The organism is Stutzerimonas kunmingensis (genome assembly GCF_014764705.1).
Lineage (GTDB): Bacteria > Pseudomonadota > Gammaproteobacteria > Pseudomonadales > Pseudomonadaceae > Stutzerimonas.
On record NZ_JACXXG010000008.1, the window covers coordinates 113,989 to 133,133 of the forward strand.

Consider the following 19,145-nt stretch of genomic DNA (forward strand, 5'->3'; position numbering starts at 1 on the left):
CTCACCTGCCAGCGAGCCCGCCATGAAACCCGATAAGAAGGTCAAGATTCTTGCCACCCTCGGCCCCACCACTCGCAGCATTGACGATGTACGCGCCCTGGTCGAGGCGGGAGTCAACCTGTTCCGCCTGAACTTCAGCCACGGCGAGCATGCCGACCATGCTGAACGCTTCGCCTGGATTCGTGAGGTGGAGCGCGAGCTGAACCAGCCGATCGGCATCCTCATGGACCTGCAAGGGCCCAAGCTTCGGGTCGGCCGCTTCGCCGAGGGCAAGGTGCGGCTGGATCGCGATCAGGCCTTTCGCCTGGATCTGGACCCGACACCGGGCGACAGCCGCCGCGTGAACCTGCCGCACCCGGAGATCATCGCCGCGCTGGAGCCGGGCATGCAGCTGCTGATCGACGATGGCCGCCTGCGTCTGACGGTCACCGCGCGCCACAGTGATGCCATCGACACCCGCGTGGTCGCCGGCGGCGAGCTGTCCGACCGCAAGGGCGTCAACGTGCCGGAAGCAGTGCTGGAGCTTAGCCCGCTCACGGAGAAGGATCGCCGCGACCTGGCTTTCGGCCTTGAACTGGGCGTGGATTGGGTGGCCCTGTCCTTCGTCCAGCGCCCGCAAGACATACACGAGGCGCGCAAGCTAATCGGTGAGCGCGCCTTCCTCATGGCCAAGATCGAGAAACCTTCGGCGGTGCAGCACCTGCGCGAGATCGCGCGGCTGTCCGACGCGATCATGGTCGCGCGTGGCGACCTCGGCGTGGAGGTGCCTCCGGAGAATGTGCCACGCATTCAGAAGAACATCGTGCGCATCTGCCGCCAGCTCGGCCGCCCGGTGGTGGTGGCGACGCAGATGCTCGAATCCATGCGCTTCGCCCCGGCGCCGACCCGTGCCGAGGTCACCGACGTGGCCAACGCGGTCGCCGAGGGTGCAGACGCGGTGATGCTGTCGGCGGAAACCGCTTCGGGCGACTACCCGCTGGAAGCGGTGAGCATGATGAGCAAGATCATCCGCCAGGTCGAAGGCGGCCCGGATTTCCAGGCCCAGCTCGATGTGCACCGACCAAATGCCGAGGCAACGCTGCCGGATGCCATCAGCTGCGCAATCCGCCGCATCGGTGGCATCCTGCCGATTGCGGTGCTGGTCAATTACACCGAATCAGGCCGCTCCAGCCTGCGCGCCTCACGCGAGCGCCCGGCCACGCCAATCCTCAGCCTGACGCCGAGCACCGCCACCGCGCGCAAGCTCACGGTGGCCTGGGGCGTGTATTCGGTGGTGGATGCACCGATGCGCGATATGGAGCAGGTCAGCAGCCACGCCCTCGAGCTGGCGCGCGCCCAGGGCATGGCCGGCAGTGGTGACACGGTGCTGATCACCGCTGGCGTGCCGCTCGGCCAACCTGGCACCACCAACACGCTGCGTATCGAAGTCCTCGACTAGGTTGGCAGCCCACCCAGCGCACAATGGCCAAGCGGTCAGCCCTTGGTCTCCAGCGGGTTCTGCTCCTGCGGGTAGCGATGCTCCTCCTCGATGCTGCCGTCGTCGCCGTGGACATTCACCAGCGCAGTACGCAGCTTCATGTAGTCGCGCGTCTCATCGAGAATGTCCTGTCGATTCCCGGCTTCGAGCAACGCGCGCTGATCGCCTTCTTCGCGTAACACCCAGCGGTCATCTTCGTGGGTGATGTGGTAGGTCTCCATGGCCCTCTCTCCTGCTGTTGAATGAAATATCGCGGATCGCCCCTGGTAAGAAAGCTGCCAGCGGGCGAGGTTCGATCGTCACCGCCAAGGTAATTTAGACCCTTTAAGGTCCATATCACCATGTAAAGCCGAGGTTCTTTTTACCTCGCACACCCTGCAAACCTTGATTCAAGTCAATTTTCGACCTGGAACGATTGTTGAAAGCCTCTATGGCAGAACGTTTCGTGTTCGCCCCGCGAATACAGGACGACTTTCCCATCAGAGGAGTTAGCAATGCTTTGCGCTGAACAGACTGCCCTTATCAAAGCCACCGTGCCGCTGCTGGAAAGCGGCGGCGAGGCCTTGACCACCCATTTCTACAACCTGCTGCTGAGTGAACACCCCGAAGTGCGCCCGCTGTTCAATCAGGCCCACCAGGCCAGCGGTGAACAGCCGCGTGCGCTGGCCAACGGCGTGCTGATGTATGCCAAACACATCGACCGGCTCGACGCCCTCGGTCCGCAGGTCGCTCAGATCATCAATAAGCATGTCGCGCTGCAGGTGCTGCCCGAGCATTACCCGCTGGTTGGCTCCTGCCTGCTGCGGGCGATCCGCGAAGTGCTCGGCGACGAGATCGCTACCGACGCCGTGATCGACGCCTGGGGCGCCGCCTACCAGCAACTCGCCAACATCCTTATCGGTCAGGAGGAGAATCTCTACCAGATGAAGGCCGACGCGGATGGTGGCTGGCGGGGGGCGCGGCGTTTTCGCATTGCGCGCAAGACCGTCGAAAGCGCAGAGATCACCTCCTTTCACCTGCAGCCGGAAGATGGCGGCGCGTTGATGGACTTTCTGCCCGGCCAGTACATCGGCCTGCGCCTGGAGGTCGACGGCCAGGAGGTGCGCCGCAACTACTCGCTGTCCGCCGCCAGCAATGGCAGCGAATACCGCATCAGCGTCAAGCGCGAGCCCGGCGGCGTCGCCTCAAACGCGCTGCATGCAATGCCCGAAAGTGCCGTGCTGGAGCTGTTCGCGCCGGCTGGCGAGTTCACCCTCGAACCGGGCGACAAGCCCCTGGTGCTGATCAGCGGCGGCGTCGGTATCACGCCTACCCTGGCGATGCTGGAACAGGCTCTGGCCAGCGCACGACCGGTGCACTTCATTCACTGCGCGCGCAATGCCGGCGTGCATGCGTTCCGCCGCAGCGTGGACGCGCTGGCCGAGCGTCACGCCCAGCTCAAGCGTTTCTACTGCTATGAGGAGCACGACGGCGCAGATGCCGCGCCGGATGCCGTTGGCCGCCTGACCGAGCAACAGCTTGGCAGGTGGCTACCGGAAGACCGCGACGTGGACGCCTATTTCCTCGGGCCGAAACCCTTCATGGCTGCCGTCCGCCGTCAGCTGAAGTCGCTCGGTGTGCCGGAACAGCAAACCCGCTACGAGTTCTTCGGTCCAGCTTCGGCACTCGATTGATCCATTCGGAGGCTCGCCCGGCGCGAGCCTCTCCCCGAAGGAGATTCAGTCATGCTTTATCACTCAGCTTCCCCACAACGCCTGATGGGCGCCGCAAATGCGCTGATGGTCGGAGGCATACTGCTCCTGCTGCTGGGCATCAGCGGCGCCTACCTGTTCGATCGACATCTGGCGATGGGCAGCATCATCGCGGCCCATGCGCTGGTCATCCTCGGCCCCACGGCGCTGAAGATCGGCTACGTGATGCGCCTTCTGGCCGAGCGCAAGACGAAACTTGCGGCCTGAGGCGCGGTTGGATAAGTCCGCGCTCGGATAATCCTAATTCGTTCCTGCAACTTTGCCGCTTCGCCTGTAATTTCAGTCCGCCATAGTCATACGCAACATGGGGAAAACCATTCGTCTACACTTTTGAATTCACCGAAACTCTTGCCTGAAGTCTTCCTCTGACACTGTGAGGCTGATTGATCTCTCTCTTTCAGCCGTTTGTGAACGTGTCTATCCAATTGAGGAGAAAAACACATGGCAAATAGTAATCCTGGCAACTTCGCCAACGATCGAGAGAAAGCTTCCGAGGCCGGCCGCAAGGGTGGCCACAACAGCGGCGGCAACTTCGCCAACGACCGCGAGAAGGCCTCCGAGGCCGGACGCAAGGGTGGCCAGAACAGCCACGGCGGTGGCCGCAGCAGCTAAAAGCTGAAGAAATGAAGAGGGGCAGGCGCCGTACGGCCCTCCCCTTCTTCATTTCTCCATTCAATCTTTTAAGCGAATAATCAAAAAACGAAATTGCAAAGTAATGCGATATTGCTATCCGAACGATGTATAGCCGGCGGAATTATATTTTTAAGCCGTTTGCGCAAAGCGACGGCCAGGCAGAAGCTGATATCTGCCGTTATTTTATTCATTCCCAACTTATAACGATGACCTGCATCCCTTGCCGTTTGTCGATATCATCGACAGGCATTTCAAGCTGGAGCGGTCGATGAACAGCAGCGCCTTTTCCGAACGAATCGTCCAGAGCCTGCTGGATACCGATTTCTACAAGCTCACCATGATGCAGGCAGTGCTGCATCACTATCCGAACGCGGAGGTGGAGTGGGCATTCCGCAGCCGCTCCGGTGAGAACCTGACGCCCTACCTCGACGAGATCCGCCAGCAGATCGAGGCGCTTGCCGAGCTGCAGATGACAACCGAGGAGCTGGCCTACCTCGAGCGCATCCCCTACATGCAGCCCGACTTCATCCGCTTCCTCGGTTTGTTCCGTTTCGATCTGCGTTATCTGCAGGTGAGCATCGAGGACGGCGAGCTGGTGATGCACCTGCGCGGCCCCTGGCTCCATGTGATCCTGTTCGAAGTGCCGCTGCTGGCCATCGTCAGCGAGGTGCGCAACCGCGCGCGCTACCCGGCGGTGACGCTGGCCCAGGCGCGCGACCGGCTGGATGAGAAGCTGCACTGGCTACGCAGCCAGGCCAGCAGCGACGAACTGGCCAGCTTCACCCTGGCGGATTTCGGCACACGCCGTCGTTTCTCCTTTGCCGTGCAGGCGATGGTGGTGGACCGACTGCAATGCGATTTTCCCGGCCGGTTCGCCGGCACCAGCAATGTGCATCTGGCACGCACGCGGAATGTGAAGCCGATGGGCACCATGGCCCATGAGTGGATCATGGCGCACCAGCAACTCGGCCCACGGCTGATCGACAGCCAGGTTGCGGCGCTGGACTGCTGGGTTCGCGAATATCGTGGGGCATTGGGCATCGCGCTCACCGACTGCATCACCATGGATGCTTTCCTGCGCGATTTCGATCTGTACTTCGCCAAGCTGTTCGACGGCCTGCGTCATGACTCTGGCGACCCTCTGCGATGGGCAGAGAAAGCCATCACGCATTACCAACGCCTGGGTATCGATCCGAAAACCCGCCAGCTGATCTTCTCCGATGGCCTGGACCTGGCCAGAGCGCTGGAAATCCATCGCGCGCTGATCGGGCGCAGCAATCCGAGTTTCGGCATCGGCACCGGACTGACCTGCGACATCCCGGGCGTGGAGCCGACCAACATGGTCATCAAGATGACCGCCTGCAATGGCCAGCCGGTGGCAAAAATCTCCGACTCTCCGGGCAAGACCATGTGCCGCGACGAGGCATTCGTCAGCTACATGCGGCACGTCTTCGGCCTGGCCAATGGCTGACGACTAGCCACCCACGGCAAATGCCTGCGGCGGCTGCACAGCCTCCGGTTCCATAGCGCAGAGGCGATTACGCCCGCTCGCCTTGGCGTAGTACATGCGCTTATCCGCCAGCTCCAGCAGATCCCGGTAGTCCGCCACCTGATCGCAACGGCGCTCGGCCAACCCGATACTCGCCGTCAGCGGCGCACCGTCCGGCCGCACGCCGAGGCCCTGGCCAACGATGCGCTCGAGCGCCATGTGCGCCTGCTGCATGTCGGTCTCCGGCATGATCAGCAGGAACTCTTCGCCGCCCCAGCGCAGCAGGCTGTCGGAGCCTCGCAGCGTCGCAACCAGACGCCTGGCCGCCTCGCGCAGGACCTGATCGCCGGATTCGTGGCCATGGTTGTCGTTGATCGACTTGAAGTGGTCAAGGTCGATGAATGCCAGCGCCAGCGGACCATCCTTGCGCTGTGCGCTGTCCCACTGCAGCCGAAGGATCTCCTCGCCGCTGCCGCGAGAGAAGACCCCGGTGAGCGGGTCCCGGATGGCCTGGCGCACCAGCGCGAACATGAACGCCAGCTGGCTCATGCTGGCCAGGCTGGCGACGCCGGCGATCAGGATCAGCAGCCAGAAGGCACCGGCGAACGACGGCCAGTTCAGCGTCGCCCAGCTGAGATAGCCAGCCAGCGCCTGGGCCAGCAGCAACAGGCTGGAGAGCACCAGATTCTCCACCAGGGTCAGCGGGAAAATGGTCAGCCCGGCCATCAGCACGAATGGCAGAAAGGCATAGCCGGCGCCGACCACCGCGGAGAACTGCGCCAGTTGATAGCTGCCGAGCAAGGTGTGCGAGGCGATGTAGAAGATCGTCGGAATGGCGAACAGGATCGCGATCGCCCGATAGGCATCGAGCAGATTGCCGCTCGGACGGTAGAACAGCAGCAGGCAGGTGAACGCCAGGCACGCCATCATCCGAAAACCGGCCAGCGCTGCCCACAGCTTGGGCTCGAACACCATCAGATCGATCAAACTCCACAGCGGGGTGAGCACTGCGAACAGAAAGGCGAACAGGCGAACGCGGTTGACAATCAAGGTCGCGCGGCGCTGGCAGAGCAGCAGTGGATGGCGTCGCGGGCTCAGCAGATGGCGAAGCTCGCTGGGCTTGAGTTCGCTGGGCAGCAACGAGCTCAGGCGACTGCGCAGCAGGTCGAGAATCGATGGCATTTATTATTGTGCTCCCAGGCAGGGAAGGTTCTTTACACAGCGGACGGCTCCGGTTGCCGCTCGCTGCTTTTCAATATCCGTCTCAACGCATCACCGTTCGGCGGCACATTGGGCGTCCACAGAACGCAAGCGCGGCGAATGGTATCAGTTGGCCATCAAAAACCCTTGAGCCAGGACAATGAAATCGAAGCTGCAAGTAACTCCTAAGAACGATCTACCGTTTGGAAAAATCGCCCTTTCGGGCGCTTATACCCGCTGGCGGCTCCCAATAGCGTGGCCGGATCGCCCGCGCATGTGCGAGCGATGCATCCAAACAAAAAGAACAATAAGGAGTTACCCGTGCAGAGCGCCCTCAAACCGCTTGCGGCAGCCGTTCTACTCACCTGCGCGACAGACGCGGCCATCGCCAATGACGGCCCGTTCAGTCAGTTCGTCGTGTTCGGCGACTCGCTGAGCGATGCTGGCAACTTTCCCGACCTGCAAAGCCCGACACTCGGGGGCAACCCTACAGGAGGTCTGCGCTTCACCAACCGCACCGGCCCTACCTACGGTGCCGGCGAATATATCGGCGAGGTCGGCACGCAACGCCTGGCGAGCATGCTGGGCCTTCAATCGTTACCCTCCACGCCGCTGTTACCGGCAGTCCTCACAGGCAATCCGGACGGCACCAACTATGCCGTCGGCGGTTACCGCACCGACCAGATTCTCGATTCGATCACCCTCGACTCGACCGTTTCCGCGGGCGGCTCTACCCGGACCCGGCCTGGCTATCTGGTCGAGAACCCGCGCGTCGACAGCAATGCTCTCTACTACCTGAACGGCGGCGGTAACGACATCTTCCAGCTCGGCACCAACCCGGTCACGATGGCTGACGCCGCCGGTAATCTGGTGGCTGGCGTCGCTGCACTACAGGCCGCGGGCGCGCGCTACATCATCGTCTCCGATCTGCCGGACGTCGGCATCACGCCACTAGGTGCCACCGCTGGTCCGGGCGGAGCTGCCACACTCAACTTTCTAAGCGACCAGTTCAACGCGGCGCTGGCAGAACAGCTGCAAGCCCAGGGTGGCAACTATGTGCTGGTCAACAACCGGCTATTGCTGGCCGAGGTACGTGCAGACCTGGCCGCCTTCGGCTTCGACCCGAACGTGCCGCAGACAGCCGTGTGCTTCGACCCCTCATCCTCGACGGCCCCTTGCTTGCCTGACCCGACCTACAGCATCGGTGGCACCGCACCCGACCCGAATCGTCTAATGTTCAATGATGGCGTGCATCCAACAACCGCTGTTCATCAGATCAGTGCCGACTACCTGTACTCGATCATTTCCGCGCCCTGGGAAGTATCCCTGCTACCGGAAATGGGCCACTCGGCACTGCGCGCTCACCTGCAGCAACTGGACAACGAACTGTCTGCGCGGCGCGGCGACTGGCAGGCGGTCGGCGCCTGGCGCACCTTCGTCCAGGGTGGTTACAACCGGCCTGAGTACGACGATTACGGTGGCGGTGACGGTAGCGGTCTGAGCCTGTCGCTTGGTGTTACCCAGCGTTTGAGTGAGACGTGGCTGGCCGGCGTCAGCCTGGGCCTGGCGGAAAACTCGCTGGAACTGGGCAGAAACGACTCCGAGTACGACATGCGCAGCTACCTGGCCACGGCCTTCGCCCGTTACGAGCACCAGCGTCTGTTCGCCGACTTCAGCCTCAGCGCCGGGTATCTGGACTACCACGACCTCAAGCGTACGTTCGCCCTTGGCATCAGCGAGCGCACGGAAAAGGGTGACACCGAAGGCACGCTATGGGGCGCGGCGGCGAAGGCTGGCTTCAACCTGATGCAGCCAGGCGATCAACTCCAGTTCGGCCCATTCGTCGGTGCCAGCTATCAGAAGGTCGAAGTCGACGGTTACAGCGAGCAGGGCGAGCGTTCCACTGCATTGAGCTATGACGATCAGGAACTGGATTCGCTGCGTCTCTCACTCGGCCTGTTCGGCGACTATGCGCTGAGCGAACGCACGCGGCTATTCGGCGAAGTGGCCCGGGAGGTGGAGCGCGAGGACGAGGATCGGCGTGACCTGCGCATGTCGCTGAACAGCGTGTCGGGCAACAGCTTCGAGCTGCCGGGCGCGGTACCGACCGGCGACCAGACGCGCTTCAGCGTGGGCCTGGCGCACCGTCTGACTCCAGGTCTGGCATTGCGCGCCAACTACCATTACCGGGGCAACGATAACCGCGACCACGGAGTGGGGCTGTCGCTGGCCTGGGACCTGTAAGGCCTGAAGAGCGCGAAAGGCCGCCGTCGCGCAATACGCGCGGCGGCTGGCGCCCGGTCAACGTCCGTGGAGCTGACCTTGCAGATTGGCGATCTGCCCCTGCATGGCATTGATGGTGCGGGTGACCTGGGCGCGGAAGGAGTCGAACTCGGCGGTATTGATCGCGTTCGGTGCAGGGGCCGGCCGATTGTCCAGCTCACTGCGCAGCACCAGGATGTCCTGCTCCAGCCTGCTGATCGCCTGACTCTGGTTACCGCTCTGCTTAAGCGCCGCGATGTCCTTGCTCAGGCTGTCGACCCGCCCGGCCAGCTTCGCCTGTTCGTCCAGCGCCGACTTGAGCGAAGCCTGCTCGCTGCCCAGCGCTTTGACGCTCTCTGCCAGGGTTGCCGTACTGCGCTGCTGGGCCTGCAGATCGGTGCCGAGCTGTTCGAGGCGCGTGCCCTGCTCGTCCATCCGGCGGTCCTGATTGCCCTGCCTGCCGGTCAGGCTCTGCTGCTCGGTGGCGAAGGCCTGCTGCTTGCGGTCAAGATCGATGGCCTGTTGCTCCAGCTGCTTGATGCGCAGTTTCACCGCCTCGCTTTCCGTAGTCACATTGGACTCGGTCGCAACGACTTTCCCGCTGATGTCCTGCAGTCGTCCCGCGGCATCCTCACTGATACGCGCGAAGCTTTCCTGGGTGGCGACCAGCTGCATTTCCAGCATGGCGATCTTCTGATAACTCCACCAGCCGAGCGCGCCAAGGCTGAGGAGCAGGGCCAGCACCATGACCCACAGCGGCGCCGTGCTCACCTTGCCAGCAGTGCTTGCAGGGCGACGTTTCTGGCGGGAGCGCCCGTCATCCACAGGCTCATCGGCGGTTCTGCGGATCGGCTCGAGATCCGGCGCCGGATAGGGCTCCACGCGGTCACGGCCTGCGGTCAGGCTGGGAATGTTGTCCAGTTCGTCGTGAGCATCGTTGCGCATGGGGTACCTTCAATGGCGCGGTGCGAAATACAGCGCGCAGTATAACGATTCAGGGCGTGCCCATCAGTGACGGCGCGCCGGTGGAGCAGATGCACCGTGGTAGAGCAGTGCGCCGCTTGTGATACGCATCACGGTGCATCGAATGGCGCACTCGGCAGCCCCGCGAACAGGCACCACAGCGGTGACCATCGCCTACGGGCAGTCTGCAGGCCTCGCCAGCCGGGCGCTTCGCCTGCCAGATGCAAAAACCGCGCAGCGACGCCGGAAATTGGTACGCCACTTGCTCTGTCTCTCTTGCCAGCGGATAGACACTTCCGACAGGGATGTTGGGCCTTAGGGCAATTCACGAGGAACACAGCATGGAGCTGAACAAGGCGGTTATCGACTGTATGCGCAACCTGCGACGCAGACTTCGCGATGAGCAGCAACTCGACATCCATCTCGACCAACCGGATGCGGTAACGGCAATGCTTGCCGGGTGCATGAATTCCAACGATGAGCTGACCCGCGAACTCGGAAGTCAGCTCGCCGCGTTCAGTGACCGGTTGCCGGCACCACCACCTCCAGCCCGCGCAGCCAACAGCGGCGCCACGGTACGCATTTACCGGGGCCAGCGCGTGCTCGCCTGAGCGCTCACTCGACGAGTAACCAGTCGCTGGTGCAACGCACCAGATGCCGGGTCAGCTCGTCGAGCAATTGCCCGCCATTACGCCAGTGATGCCAATACAAGGGCACGTCGATCGGCGGTCCGGACAGCACATCGACCAATTCCCCGCGCGCAAGTTCGCCACGCACCTGTAACTCCGGCACCAACCCCCAGCCAAGCCCGCTCTGCAGCAGGCGCACAAAACCCTCAGACGACGGACAGAGGTGATGGACGAACGCCTCTCCTCCTCCGACTGCCGCCATGTAGCGGTGTTGCAGCTGGTCATCCGGGCCGAACACCACGGCAGGCACCCGAGCCAGATCCGCAGCGGCTGCCGGTCGCTGGAAATGCCGACCGACAAAGACCGGACTGGCCAGCGCGCGGTAACGCATCGCCCCAAGAAACTGACTGCGCGCGCCTGCCAGCGGTCGTTCCGCCGCGCACACGCAGGCTGCGACCTCGCCAGCGCGCATGCGCTTGAGCCCGACCGCCTGGTCTTCCACCACATGATCGAGCAGCACCCGATGCTCGGCGCAGAACGACGCCACCGCGCCGGCCCACCAGGTCGCCAGGCTGTCGGCATTCAGGGCAATACGCAATCGCTCGGGCAGGCGATTTTCGTCCAGCGCCGGGACCTGCCCTTGCAGGTCCCGCTCGAGCAAGCGCACCTGCTGCACATGGTTGAGCAATCGTTGACCCAGCTCGGTCGGCCGGGGCGGCGTATCGCGCAGCAGCACCGGCTGGCCGACGCGCGCCTCGAGTAATTTGATCCGCTGGGATATGGCCGATTGCGAAAGCCCCAACGCCTGCGCGGCTCGTTCGAAACCCGCCTGCTCGACAACCGCCGCAAGCGCCGCGAGTAATTTGTAATCGAACATCAGTATTCCTAATGCACCCTGAAGAGAATTTGTTTCTCTTATAACGCCCCACTGCCCAGACTCGCCAGTAAATCGGACGAGGCGTGCGGCATGAATGCAATCTGGCAAAGCTATATCAACGGCCTTCTGGTCGCGGCGGGGCTGATCATGGCGATCGGCGCGCAGAATGCGTTCGTGCTCGCGCAAAGCCTGCGCCGGGAGCACCATCTGCCAGTAGCGGCGCTATGCATCCTCTGTGACGTACTGTTGGTCAGCGTCGGTGTATTCGGACTGGCAGCGGTGCTGGCGGACAACCCGCTACTGCTGGAGATCACGCGCTGGGGCGGCGTCGCCTTCCTGCTCTGGTACGGCACCCTGGCGCTGCGTCGCGCGTTCAAGCCACAGAGCCTGCGCAGCGCTGATGCGCAGCCGCGACCGCTGCGTGCGGTGCTGTTGGCCGCGCTGGCGGTGACGTTGCTCAATCCGCACGTCTATCTCGATACAGTGGTACTGATCGGCTCACTCGGCGCACAGCAGCCCGAGCCAGGCGCCTACACACTGGGCGCTGCCAGTGCATCGACACTGTGGTTCATGACCCTTGCGCTCGGTGGCGCCTGGCTTGCACCCTGGCTGGCCCGCCCGCTGACTTGGCGTCTGATCGACCTCGGCGTCGCCGCCATGATGTTCGCGATTGCCACACAGCTCGCATTCGCCAGCTGACGCCCTGGCGCGCGACAACCGGCCGCGCGCCATTTTTGCAGGTCGCAAGGAACGCCCGGCCCGACGGCGCGGTCCACGCAAGGCGCAGCCAGTTGTTTGCATCCGCTGCTTCGCCTCGCCAACCCCTCTGGAACCTATATTCCATACAGTTGCCGCGTGGTTTTGCCGCAGGTCGGGTGCTATGATCGCTGGCTCGCAGACATGGAGCGGAAGGCTTCAGTCTGTCTGTTCGGCCGACCGTGAACGGCCAGAGATTGCGCAAGCATGTAGCGAGCGAAGGGAACGACAGAGGTCAGGGTGGGACGCACATTCGCTCCTGCTCACCGGTATCGCCGGCACGCCTCGCACGCTCCTTCCAGCTGGCCGCATCAATCCTCGACACCTGAGTAGGAGATACATCATGGCTTTCGAATTGCCGCCGCTGCCGTACGAAAAGAACGCTCTCGAGCCGCACATGTCCGCCGAGACGCTCGAGTTTCACCACGACAAGCACCACGCTGCTTACGTGACCAATCTGAACAACCTGATCCCGGGCACCGAGTTTGAAGGCAAGGATCTGGAAAGCATCATCAAGACCTCGTCCGGTGGCATCTTCAACAATGCCGCCCAGGTCTGGAACCACACCTTCTTCTGGAACTGCCTGGCGCCGAACGCCGGTGGTCAGCCGACTGGCGCGCTGGCCGATGCCATCAACGCATCCTTCGGCTCGTTCGACAAGTTCAAGGAAGAGTTCACCAAGACCGCCATCGGCACCTTCGGCTCCGGCTGGGCCTGGCTGGTGAAGAAGTCCGACGGCAGCCTCGGTCTGGCAAGCACCATCGGTGCCGGCAACCCGATGACTGCAGGTGACAAGCCACTGCTGACCTGTGACGTATGGGAACACGCCTACTACATCGACTACCGCAACGCTCGTCCGAAGTTCGTCGAAGCGTTCTGGAACCTGGTCAACTGGGACTTCGTCGCGAAGAACTTCGCCGGCTGAGCCACCCAGCGCTAACGAAAATGCCCGCACTTGTTGCGGGCATTTTCATTTAAGGGTTCGGTGTCGCCTGCCGCTATACATTTGCAGCCCGGAAAAAAATTCGTCTTACGGTATCGGTAATCGACGCGCAATGTTTCCTTAGGATTACGCCTTTGGGCTTGCATCCTAAGTCGTACTGCCGGCACAGTCGGCGCTTGCTGACTTATTGGTTTAATTGCCTTTGACGATTGCCGAATGACTAACAATACTTCCGCAACCGAGCGTCGGCACGGAAAAGGACCTTCATTTGAAGCTGGAAATGCGCAATAGCCTGTCGCGTAAGCTCCTGCGTGTAGTCCTGCTATCGGCGCTTGCGGTAGGACTGGTGCTCAGTTGCGCGCAGATCATTTTTGGCGCCTACAAGACACGCCAGCTGATCGAAGCCGATGCCCAGCGCATTCTGCGCATGACCCGTGACCCATCCACTCAGGCGATCTACAGCCTCGACCGCGAGATGGGCGCCCAGGTGATGGAAGGGCTGTTCCAGCACGAATCGATTCGCATGGCATCCATCGGCCATCCGGACGAAGGCATGCTGGCGCTGAAGATCAGACCACCTATCGACCTGACGACACGCTGGCTGACCGATCCGATTCTCCACCGCGACCGGCAGTTCTCGACTCCGCTGATCGGCAAACCGCCTTACAACGAGTATTACGGCGAGCTGCGCATCACTCTGGACACGGCCCGATATGGCCAGGAATTCGTCAACGACTCCATCGTCATCTTCATCGTCGGTATCCTGCGTGCGCTGACGCTGGGCTTCGTGCTTTTCCTGATCTACCAGTGGCTGCTGACCCGCCCGCTGACCAAGCTCATCGAGCATCTGGCGCGGATCAACCCCGACCGGCCCGGCGAGCACAAGTTGCCGATGATCCGTGGGCATGAGCGCAACGAGCTGGGCCTGTGGGTGGAAACGGCCAACGGCTTGCTCGCCTCCATCGAACACAACATGCACCTGCGTCAGGAGGCTGAAAGCAGCCTGTATCGCATGACCCAGTACGACTCCCTGACCGGTCTGCCGAACCGGCAGCAGCTGCAAAGTCAGCTCGACCACATTCTCGACGAGGCTCGACGCATGCAGCGGCGCGTCGCAGTGCTTTGTCTGGGGCTTGACGACTTCAAGGGTGTAAACGAGCAGTACAGCTATCAGGCCGGCGACTGCCTGCTCAAGGCCCTGGCAGACCGCCTGCGCGGCTCCGCTGGCCGTCTCGGTGCGCTGGCACGACTGGGCGGCGATCAGTTCGTCCTCGTACTCAGCGGCATCGAGCAGCCCTACGATGCCGCCGAGTTGGCCCAGGCGCTGCTGGACGATCTGGAAACCCCAATCGAGTTCGACGGCGACCCGATTCGGTTGCGCGCCACCATCGGCATCACGCTGTACCCGGAAGATGGCGACAATACCGAGAAGCTGCTGCAAAAGGCCGAGCAGACCATGACGCTGGCAAAGAGCCGCTCGCGCAACCGCTACCAGTTCTATGTCGCCAGCATCGATAGCGAGATGCGCGCCCGTCGGGAGCTGGAAAAGGACCTCAGCGAAGCGCTCAAGCGCAACGAGTTCCACCTGGTCTACCAACCCCAGGTCGACTACCGCCAGAACCGCATCACCGGCGTCGAGGCACTCATCCGCTGGAAACACCCCCAGGGCAAGCTGGTCCCACCGGATCTGTTCATCCCGCTGGCGGAGCAGAACGGCAGCATCATCGAGATCGGCAAATGGGTGCTTGATCAGGCCTGCAGCCAGCTGCGGCAGTGGCATGCCGAGGGCTACACCGGTCTGCGCGTTGCGGTGAATCTTTCCACTGTACAACTGCGCCACCCGCAGCTACCGCAGATGATCGGCGAGCTGCTGCAGAAGCACCAGTTGCCGGCCGAAACCCTCGAACTGGAGGTGACCGAGACGGGGCTGATGGAAGACATCGACGCGGCAGCGCACAACCTGCACAGCCTGCGGCGCTCCGGCGCGCTGATCGCGATCGACGATTTCGGTACCGGTTACTCCTCGCTGAGTTATCTCAAGAGCCTGCCGCTGGACAAGATCAAGATCGACAAGAGCTTCGTCCAGGACATCGGCCAGGACGAGGGCGCGACCATCGTGCGCGCGGTCATCCAGCTGGGCAAAAGCCTCGGCATGACGGTGATCGCTGAGGGCGTCGAAACACCGGAGCAGGAAGCCTATCTGATCGCCGAAGGTTGCCAGGAAGGCCAAGGCTACTATTACAGCAAGCCGCTGCCCGCCCGCGATCTCGACCTGCTGCTGCGCCAGTCGACGCCATTCGATCGGGCAGTCAATTCCGAGCTGCGCTAGCCCGACAGCGCGCCGCTGGCGCGCATCGCCGCCTCGAATCGCCACCCGCACTTGCCCCAGGCGCTGGCCAGTCATGAGCACATGGGCCACACTTCCAGCCTTTTATCGCCCGCGCCTACAACGAGTCCCCGATGAAACGCTTCGTACTCCTGGATACCGCCGCCATTCCCACTGGCGGCGCCTTGTGCCTGTTCGAATATGGCGATGACTTCGTCATCAAGATCCAGGGTGGAAACGGCAATCAGCTGATGAACACCCGCACCCATGGCTCAGAGGACGCGCTGGCGGAGATTCCCTGCAAACGGATCGCCGCACAGTCGCAGGCCCGCGTGCTGATCGGTGGGTTGGGGATGGGCTTTACCCTCGCTTCTGCGTTGCGCCATCTCGGGCCGGACGCCGAGGTGCTGGTCGCCGAACTGGTGCCAGGGGTGATCGAGTGGAACCGCGGTGCACTCGGCGAGAAGTCCGGCAATCCGCTGCGCGATGCCCGCGCCCGGGTGCTGAACCAGGACGTAGCCGAGTTACTGCGGGATCAAGCCCAGGGCTTCGATGCGATCATGCTGGACGTCGACAACGGTCCCGAGGGACTGACGCAGAAGAGCAACAGTTGGCTGTACTCGGCTGACGGCCTCAACGCCTGCGCCCGCGCGTTGCGCCCGTCCGGCATCCTCGCGGTCTGGTCGGCCAGCGCCGACCGCGCCTTTTCCGACAAGCTCGCCAAGGCTGGCTTCAAGGCCGAAGAAGTGCAGGTGTTCGCCCACGGCAACCGCGGCACCCGGCATACCATCTGGATCGCCGAAAAACGCAAGCGCTGAGCCGGCCGGTTTACCAGGCCGTCACACCCAGCTGCGACGCCAGCCAGACGGCGCCAGCCAGGCACATTAGTGCACCACCGGCGGCCTGCCAGTAGAAGCGCTGCGTGAGCACTTCCTCACCGTGGCTGGACAGTACGAAAGGCAGCGCCTCGCCTGGCTGCCCCAGCTGGTGCAATGCCGGCGCGGCGCTGCTCTCGCGATGCCGATCTTCCGCCTCGAGGCGCGCCGCCAGGCGTACGCGACTCCACTCCTGCTCGTCGAGCTGACCGTCGGCGTTGCTGTCGAAACGCTGCAGCAGGCCGGCGAAATCCCCCTTCCACTGACGGATCACGTCGCGCTTGGCGGATTGCAGGTCGAGGCCCTGTCGCCCGCCGCCGCTCGTGCGGAAATCACCGAGTGCGTAAAGCGGTTCACCCTCGTGCAGACGTTCCTCGGTGTAGCGATAGCGCTTGCCGATGCTGAACAGGCCGACCCAGCCACTCGGAGCGACACCGCGCGGGTGGCGCAGATCGCCGGTCCATACCTTGCGGAAGGCGGGATGGACCTCCGCGCCACGCGGGTCGATCAGGCATTCGCCGGTGGCATCGGCCAGGCGCAGCCAGGCTGCACTTACGCCGCGTTCGACCACACTCCAGCTGCTGCGCTTGCCGTTGGAACGGTACTCCTCGATACGGTAGCGCCACCACAGGCAGCGCTCGCCGGTCAGCGGCGCCACCGGTTGCGGCACCATCAGCTCGCGTAGCACACCAACCAGCTCGACATACCCCTGGGCTGCCGAGCGAATGCGAGAAGTCGGGGTATCGAGCAAATGACGCGCACGCGACCAGCGACCGATGCAGATCCACGCCCCGCCGACGCAAAGCGCGGCGGCGAGAATGAGTGTGAAAACCTGGCCCGGATGCATTTCAGCCGAACAGCGCCTTGAGATCGACGTCGGCCTTCTCCGCCTCGCTGAACTGCAGCAGGGCAGCCTCCTTGAAACCGAACGTCCGCGCCAGCAGTACATCGGGGAATTGCTCGATGCGCACGTTGTTCAGGTTGACCGCCTCGTTGTACAGCTCACGGCGATCGGCGATTCCGCTTTCCAGTCCGCTGATGCGCTGCTGCAGATGGCGGAAACTCTCGTTGGCCTTGAGCTCGGGGTAGTTCTCGGCCAGCGCGAACAGCCGCCCGAGGCCAGCACGCAGACCGGTTTCGGCTTGCCCCAGCGCACTCACATCGCCCTGCTCCCGCGCGCTGGACACGGCATTGCGCGCACTGATCACCTGCTCCAGCGTATTGCGTTCATGCTGCATGTACTGCCGGCAGGTCTCCACCAGCTTGGGCAACTCTTCATGGCGCTGACGCAGCAGCACGTCGATATTGGCCCAGGCCTTGCCGACGCCATGCTTCAGACGCACCAGCCCGTTGTAGAGAATCACCGCGTAAGCGGCGACGAGAAACAGCACAACCAGCACAACCACAGCGCTCAGGCTCATAGCATCTCCAGGGACAAAGGCCGTCAGAACGCCAGCATTCTACCGGCTGCACCGAAACGGAAGAGAGAGCCTGTGCACGCATTGGCTTTGCACAAAATGAAAATCTTTCGCATTATTGACGGCTTCCGAGCAGCCCTCGGCTTCGTTCACTCGCACGCAAAGGAACCCGCACATGCTACGCACCCCCATCTGGGCAACCGCCAGCCTCCTCGCTGTGGCCATCTCACTCGCCGGTTGCGGTGAGGACAAGACCCCCGCGAACCAGACTGCTGCCCCGCAAAGCACTACCGAAAGCGTGCCAGCCGAAAAGGCGCAGGCGCCCGATGAGAAAGCGGCCAAGGCAGTCGTCAGCCACTACGCCGATCTGGCGCTGGCGGTATTCAGCGATGCCCACGCCACCGGCGTGAAACTGCAGGAAGCGGTCGACGCCCTCCTCGCCAACCCCAGCGAAGAGACCCTGCAGGCCGCGCGCCAGGCCTGGCTGGCGGCCCGCGTTCCCTACATGCAGACCGAGGTCTTCCGCTTCGGCAACGCCGTGGTGGATGACTGGGAAGGTCAGCTCAATGCCTGGCCGCTCGATGAGGGCCTGATCGATTACATCGAGGGCGACTACCAGCACGCCCTCGGCAACCCGGGCGCCACAGCCAATATCATCGCCAACAGCGAACTGCAGATTGGCGAAGACAAGGTCGACACCAGCGAAATCAACGCCGAGCTGCTGGCCAGCCTCAACGAACTGGCCGGCTCCGAAGCGAACGTCGCCACTGGCTACCACGCGATCGAGTTCCTGCTCTGGGGCCAGGACCCCAATGGCACAGGCCCAGGTGCCGGCGAGCGGCCCTACACCGACTACGTGGAAGGCGAAGGCTGCACAGGCGACAACTGCGACCGCCGCCGCACCTACCTGAAAGTCGCGACCGAACTGCTGGTCAGCGACCTGCAGGAAATGGTCGAGCAGTGGCAGCCGAATGCCGAGAACTACCGCGCCAGCCTCGAAGCCGATACCGCGGAAAACGGCCTGCGCAAGATGTTCTTCGGCATGGGCAGCCTGTCACTCGGCGAACTGGCTGGCGAGCGCATGAAAGTCGCTCTGGAAGCCAACTCCACCGAAGACGAGCACGACTGCTTCAGCGACAACACCCACAACTCGCACTTCTTCAATGCCCGTGGCGTTCGCAACGTCTATCTCGGCGAGTACAAGCGCGTCGACGGCACTACGTTGACCGGTCCAAGCCTGGCATCGCTGGTTCAGGGCGTCAGCCCAGAGGTGGACAGCACGCTGAAGACCGACCTGGAAACCACCGAAGCCAAGCTGCAAGTCCTGGTTGAAAGTGCGAAGAACGGAGAGGCCTTCGACCAGCTGATCGCTTCGGACAACACCGAAGGCCAGCAGAAAGTACGCGATGCCATCGGCGCACTGGTCAAGCAGACCGCCGCGATCGAGCAGGCCGCCGGTGCCCTCGGCATCAGCGACCTCAACCCTGACACCGCCGATCACGAGTTCTGATCGGCACCGACACGGGCGCAGCTGTTGCGCCCGTGT

18 protein-coding genes are annotated in these 19,145 nt (G+C 62.9%); 12 read left to right on the top strand and 6 right to left on the bottom strand.

The window, feature by feature from the left end:
- The first annotated feature begins 22 nt into the window (after nt 1–22).
- Nucleotides 23–1,438, top strand: a complete 1,416-nt coding sequence (gene pyk / locus IEG05_RS09330; protein WP_046621000.1) for a pyruvate kinase — start codon at nt 23–25, stop codon at nt 1,436–1,438.
- 35 nt (nt 1,439–1,473) lie between these two features.
- Here the strand turns inward: pyk and IEG05_RS09335 are convergent, their stop codons facing one another.
- Nucleotides 1,474–1,698 (bottom strand): DUF2188 domain-containing protein, encoded by a 225-nt coding sequence (locus tag IEG05_RS09335; RefSeq protein WP_046621001.1) that lies wholly within the window; start codon nt 1,696–1,698, stop codon nt 1,474–1,476.
- 273 nt (nt 1,699–1,971) lie between these two features.
- On the opposite strand from IEG05_RS09335, the gene hmpA reads away from it, so the two are divergent.
- From hmpA to pncB, 4 genes are all read left to right on the top strand, one after another.
- Nucleotides 1,972–3,150: an NO-inducible flavohemoprotein gene (gene hmpA / locus IEG05_RS09340; RefSeq protein WP_191121980.1), complete on the top strand. Its 1,179-nt coding sequence runs from the start codon at nt 1,972–1,974 to the stop codon at nt 3,148–3,150.
- A gap of 51 nt (nt 3,151–3,201) precedes the next feature.
- A complete protein-coding gene (locus IEG05_RS09345; RefSeq protein WP_191121981.1) occupies nt 3,202–3,435 on the top strand; it encodes a hypothetical protein in 234 nt (77 codons plus the stop codon).
- Nucleotides 3,436–3,669: 234 nt separating this feature from the next.
- Nucleotides 3,670–3,840 (top strand): con-10 family general stress protein, encoded by a 171-nt coding sequence (locus tag IEG05_RS09350; RefSeq protein WP_003299895.1) that lies wholly within the window; start codon nt 3,670–3,672, stop codon nt 3,838–3,840.
- A gap of 289 nt (nt 3,841–4,129) precedes the next feature.
- On the top strand, nt 4,130–5,332 hold the full coding sequence (pncB, locus tag IEG05_RS09355; protein ID WP_046621007.1) for a nicotinate phosphoribosyltransferase: 1,203 nt from the start codon (nt 4,130–4,132) through the stop codon (nt 5,330–5,332).
- 3 nt (nt 5,333–5,335) lie between these two features.
- Here pncB and IEG05_RS09360 read toward each other — a convergent pair whose 3' ends face one another.
- Nucleotides 5,336–6,532: a GGDEF domain-containing protein gene (locus IEG05_RS09360; RefSeq protein ID WP_046621008.1), complete on the bottom strand. Its 1,197-nt coding sequence runs from the start codon at nt 6,530–6,532 to the stop codon at nt 5,336–5,338.
- A 339-nt stretch (nt 6,533–6,871) separates the two neighbouring features.
- Between IEG05_RS09360 and IEG05_RS09365 the strand changes: the two genes are divergently transcribed.
- Nucleotides 6,872–8,794: an autotransporter domain-containing SGNH/GDSL hydrolase family protein gene (locus IEG05_RS09365; protein WP_046621009.1), complete on the top strand. Its 1,923-nt coding sequence runs from the start codon at nt 6,872–6,874 to the stop codon at nt 8,792–8,794.
- 57 nt (nt 8,795–8,851) lie between these two features.
- On the opposite strand, the gene IEG05_RS09370 is transcribed toward IEG05_RS09365, so the two are convergent.
- On the bottom strand, nt 8,852–9,757 hold the full coding sequence (locus tag IEG05_RS09370; protein ID WP_191121982.1) for an ATPase: 906 nt from the start codon (nt 9,755–9,757) through the stop codon (nt 8,852–8,854).
- A gap of 359 nt (nt 9,758–10,116) precedes the next feature.
- Between IEG05_RS09370 and IEG05_RS09375 the strand changes: the two genes are divergently transcribed.
- On the top strand, nt 10,117–10,386 hold the full coding sequence (locus IEG05_RS09375) for a hypothetical protein (protein WP_046621012.1): 270 nt from the start codon (nt 10,117–10,119) through the stop codon (nt 10,384–10,386).
- Between the two features lie 4 nt (nt 10,387–10,390).
- On the opposite strand, the gene IEG05_RS09380 is transcribed toward IEG05_RS09375, so the two are convergent.
- Complete coding sequence (locus tag IEG05_RS09380; RefSeq protein ID WP_046621014.1) at nt 10,391–11,281, bottom strand: LysR family transcriptional regulator ArgP; 891 nt, start codon at nt 11,279–11,281, stop codon at nt 10,391–10,393.
- Between the two features lie 90 nt (nt 11,282–11,371).
- Between IEG05_RS09380 and IEG05_RS09385 the strand changes: the two genes are divergently transcribed.
- From IEG05_RS09385 to IEG05_RS09400, 4 genes are all read left to right on the top strand, one after another.
- Nucleotides 11,372–11,980: a LysE/ArgO family amino acid transporter gene (locus IEG05_RS09385; protein WP_046621015.1), complete on the top strand. Its 609-nt coding sequence runs from the start codon at nt 11,372–11,374 to the stop codon at nt 11,978–11,980.
- A 400-nt stretch (nt 11,981–12,380) separates the two neighbouring features.
- Nucleotides 12,381–12,962, top strand: a complete 582-nt coding sequence (locus tag IEG05_RS09390; RefSeq protein ID WP_003294652.1) for a superoxide dismutase — start codon at nt 12,381–12,383, stop codon at nt 12,960–12,962.
- Between the two features lie 286 nt (nt 12,963–13,248).
- Nucleotides 13,249–15,309 (top strand): putative bifunctional diguanylate cyclase/phosphodiesterase, encoded by a 2,061-nt coding sequence (locus IEG05_RS09395; protein WP_046621018.1) that lies wholly within the window; start codon nt 13,249–13,251, stop codon nt 15,307–15,309.
- Nucleotides 15,310–15,440: 131 nt separating this feature from the next.
- Nucleotides 15,441–16,124 carry a spermidine synthase gene (locus IEG05_RS09400; RefSeq protein ID WP_046621021.1) on the top strand — a complete coding sequence of 228 codons (684 nt, stop codon included), beginning with the start codon at nt 15,441–15,443 and terminating at the stop codon, nt 16,122–16,124.
- Nucleotides 16,125–16,134: 10 nt separating this feature from the next.
- Here IEG05_RS09400 and IEG05_RS09405 read toward each other — a convergent pair whose 3' ends face one another.
- Nucleotides 16,135–17,028 (bottom strand): GIDE domain-containing protein, encoded by an 894-nt coding sequence (locus IEG05_RS09405; protein ID WP_046621023.1) that lies wholly within the window; start codon nt 17,026–17,028, stop codon nt 16,135–16,137.
- Between the two features lies 1 nt (nt 17,029).
- Complete coding sequence (locus IEG05_RS09410; protein ID WP_014819382.1) at nt 17,030–17,602, bottom strand: LemA family protein; 573 nt, start codon at nt 17,600–17,602, stop codon at nt 17,030–17,032.
- A gap of 172 nt (nt 17,603–17,774) precedes the next feature.
- Here IEG05_RS09410 and IEG05_RS09415 point away from each other — a divergent pair, with 172 nt between their 5' ends.
- Nucleotides 17,775–19,109 (top strand): imelysin family protein, encoded by a 1,335-nt coding sequence (locus IEG05_RS09415; protein ID WP_046621026.1) that lies wholly within the window; start codon nt 17,775–17,777, stop codon nt 19,107–19,109.
- Nucleotides 19,110–19,145: the final 36 nt, after the last annotated feature.

Coding starts and splice junctions, on each gene's coding strand:
- pyk (WP_046621000.1), top strand. CDS start 23: ATGAAACCCGATAAGAAGGTCAAGATTCTTGCCACCCTCGGCCCCACC.
- IEG05_RS09335 (WP_046621001.1), bottom strand. CDS start 1,698: ATGGAGACCTACCACATCACCCACGAAGATGACCGCTGGGTGTTACGC.
- hmpA (WP_191121980.1), top strand. CDS start 1,972: ATGCTTTGCGCTGAACAGACTGCCCTTATCAAAGCCACCGTGCCGCTG.
- IEG05_RS09345 (WP_191121981.1), top strand. CDS start 3,202: ATGCTTTATCACTCAGCTTCCCCACAACGCCTGATGGGCGCCGCAAAT.
- IEG05_RS09350 (WP_003299895.1), top strand. CDS start 3,670: ATGGCAAATAGTAATCCTGGCAACTTCGCCAACGATCGAGAGAAAGCT.
- pncB (WP_046621007.1), top strand. CDS start 4,130: ATGAACAGCAGCGCCTTTTCCGAACGAATCGTCCAGAGCCTGCTGGAT.
- IEG05_RS09360 (WP_046621008.1), bottom strand. CDS start 6,532: ATGCCATCGATTCTCGACCTGCTGCGCAGTCGCCTGAGCTCGTTGCTG.
- IEG05_RS09370 (WP_191121982.1), bottom strand. CDS start 9,757: ATGCGCAACGATGCTCACGACGAACTGGACAACATTCCCAGCCTGACC.
- IEG05_RS09375 (WP_046621012.1), top strand. CDS start 10,117: ATGGAGCTGAACAAGGCGGTTATCGACTGTATGCGCAACCTGCGACGC.
- IEG05_RS09380 (WP_046621014.1), bottom strand. CDS start 11,281: ATGTTCGATTACAAATTACTCGCGGCGCTTGCGGCGGTTGTCGAGCAG.
- IEG05_RS09385 (WP_046621015.1), top strand. CDS start 11,372: ATGAATGCAATCTGGCAAAGCTATATCAACGGCCTTCTGGTCGCGGCG.
- IEG05_RS09390 (WP_003294652.1), top strand. CDS start 12,381: ATGGCTTTCGAATTGCCGCCGCTGCCGTACGAAAAGAACGCTCTCGAG.
- IEG05_RS09400 (WP_046621021.1), top strand. CDS start 15,441: ATGAAACGCTTCGTACTCCTGGATACCGCCGCCATTCCCACTGGCGGC.
- IEG05_RS09405 (WP_046621023.1), bottom strand. CDS start 17,028: ATGCATCCGGGCCAGGTTTTCACACTCATTCTCGCCGCCGCGCTTTGC.
- IEG05_RS09410 (WP_014819382.1), bottom strand. CDS start 17,602: ATGAGCCTGAGCGCTGTGGTTGTGCTGGTTGTGCTGTTTCTCGTCGCC.
- IEG05_RS09415 (WP_046621026.1), top strand. CDS start 17,775: ATGCTACGCACCCCCATCTGGGCAACCGCCAGCCTCCTCGCTGTGGCC.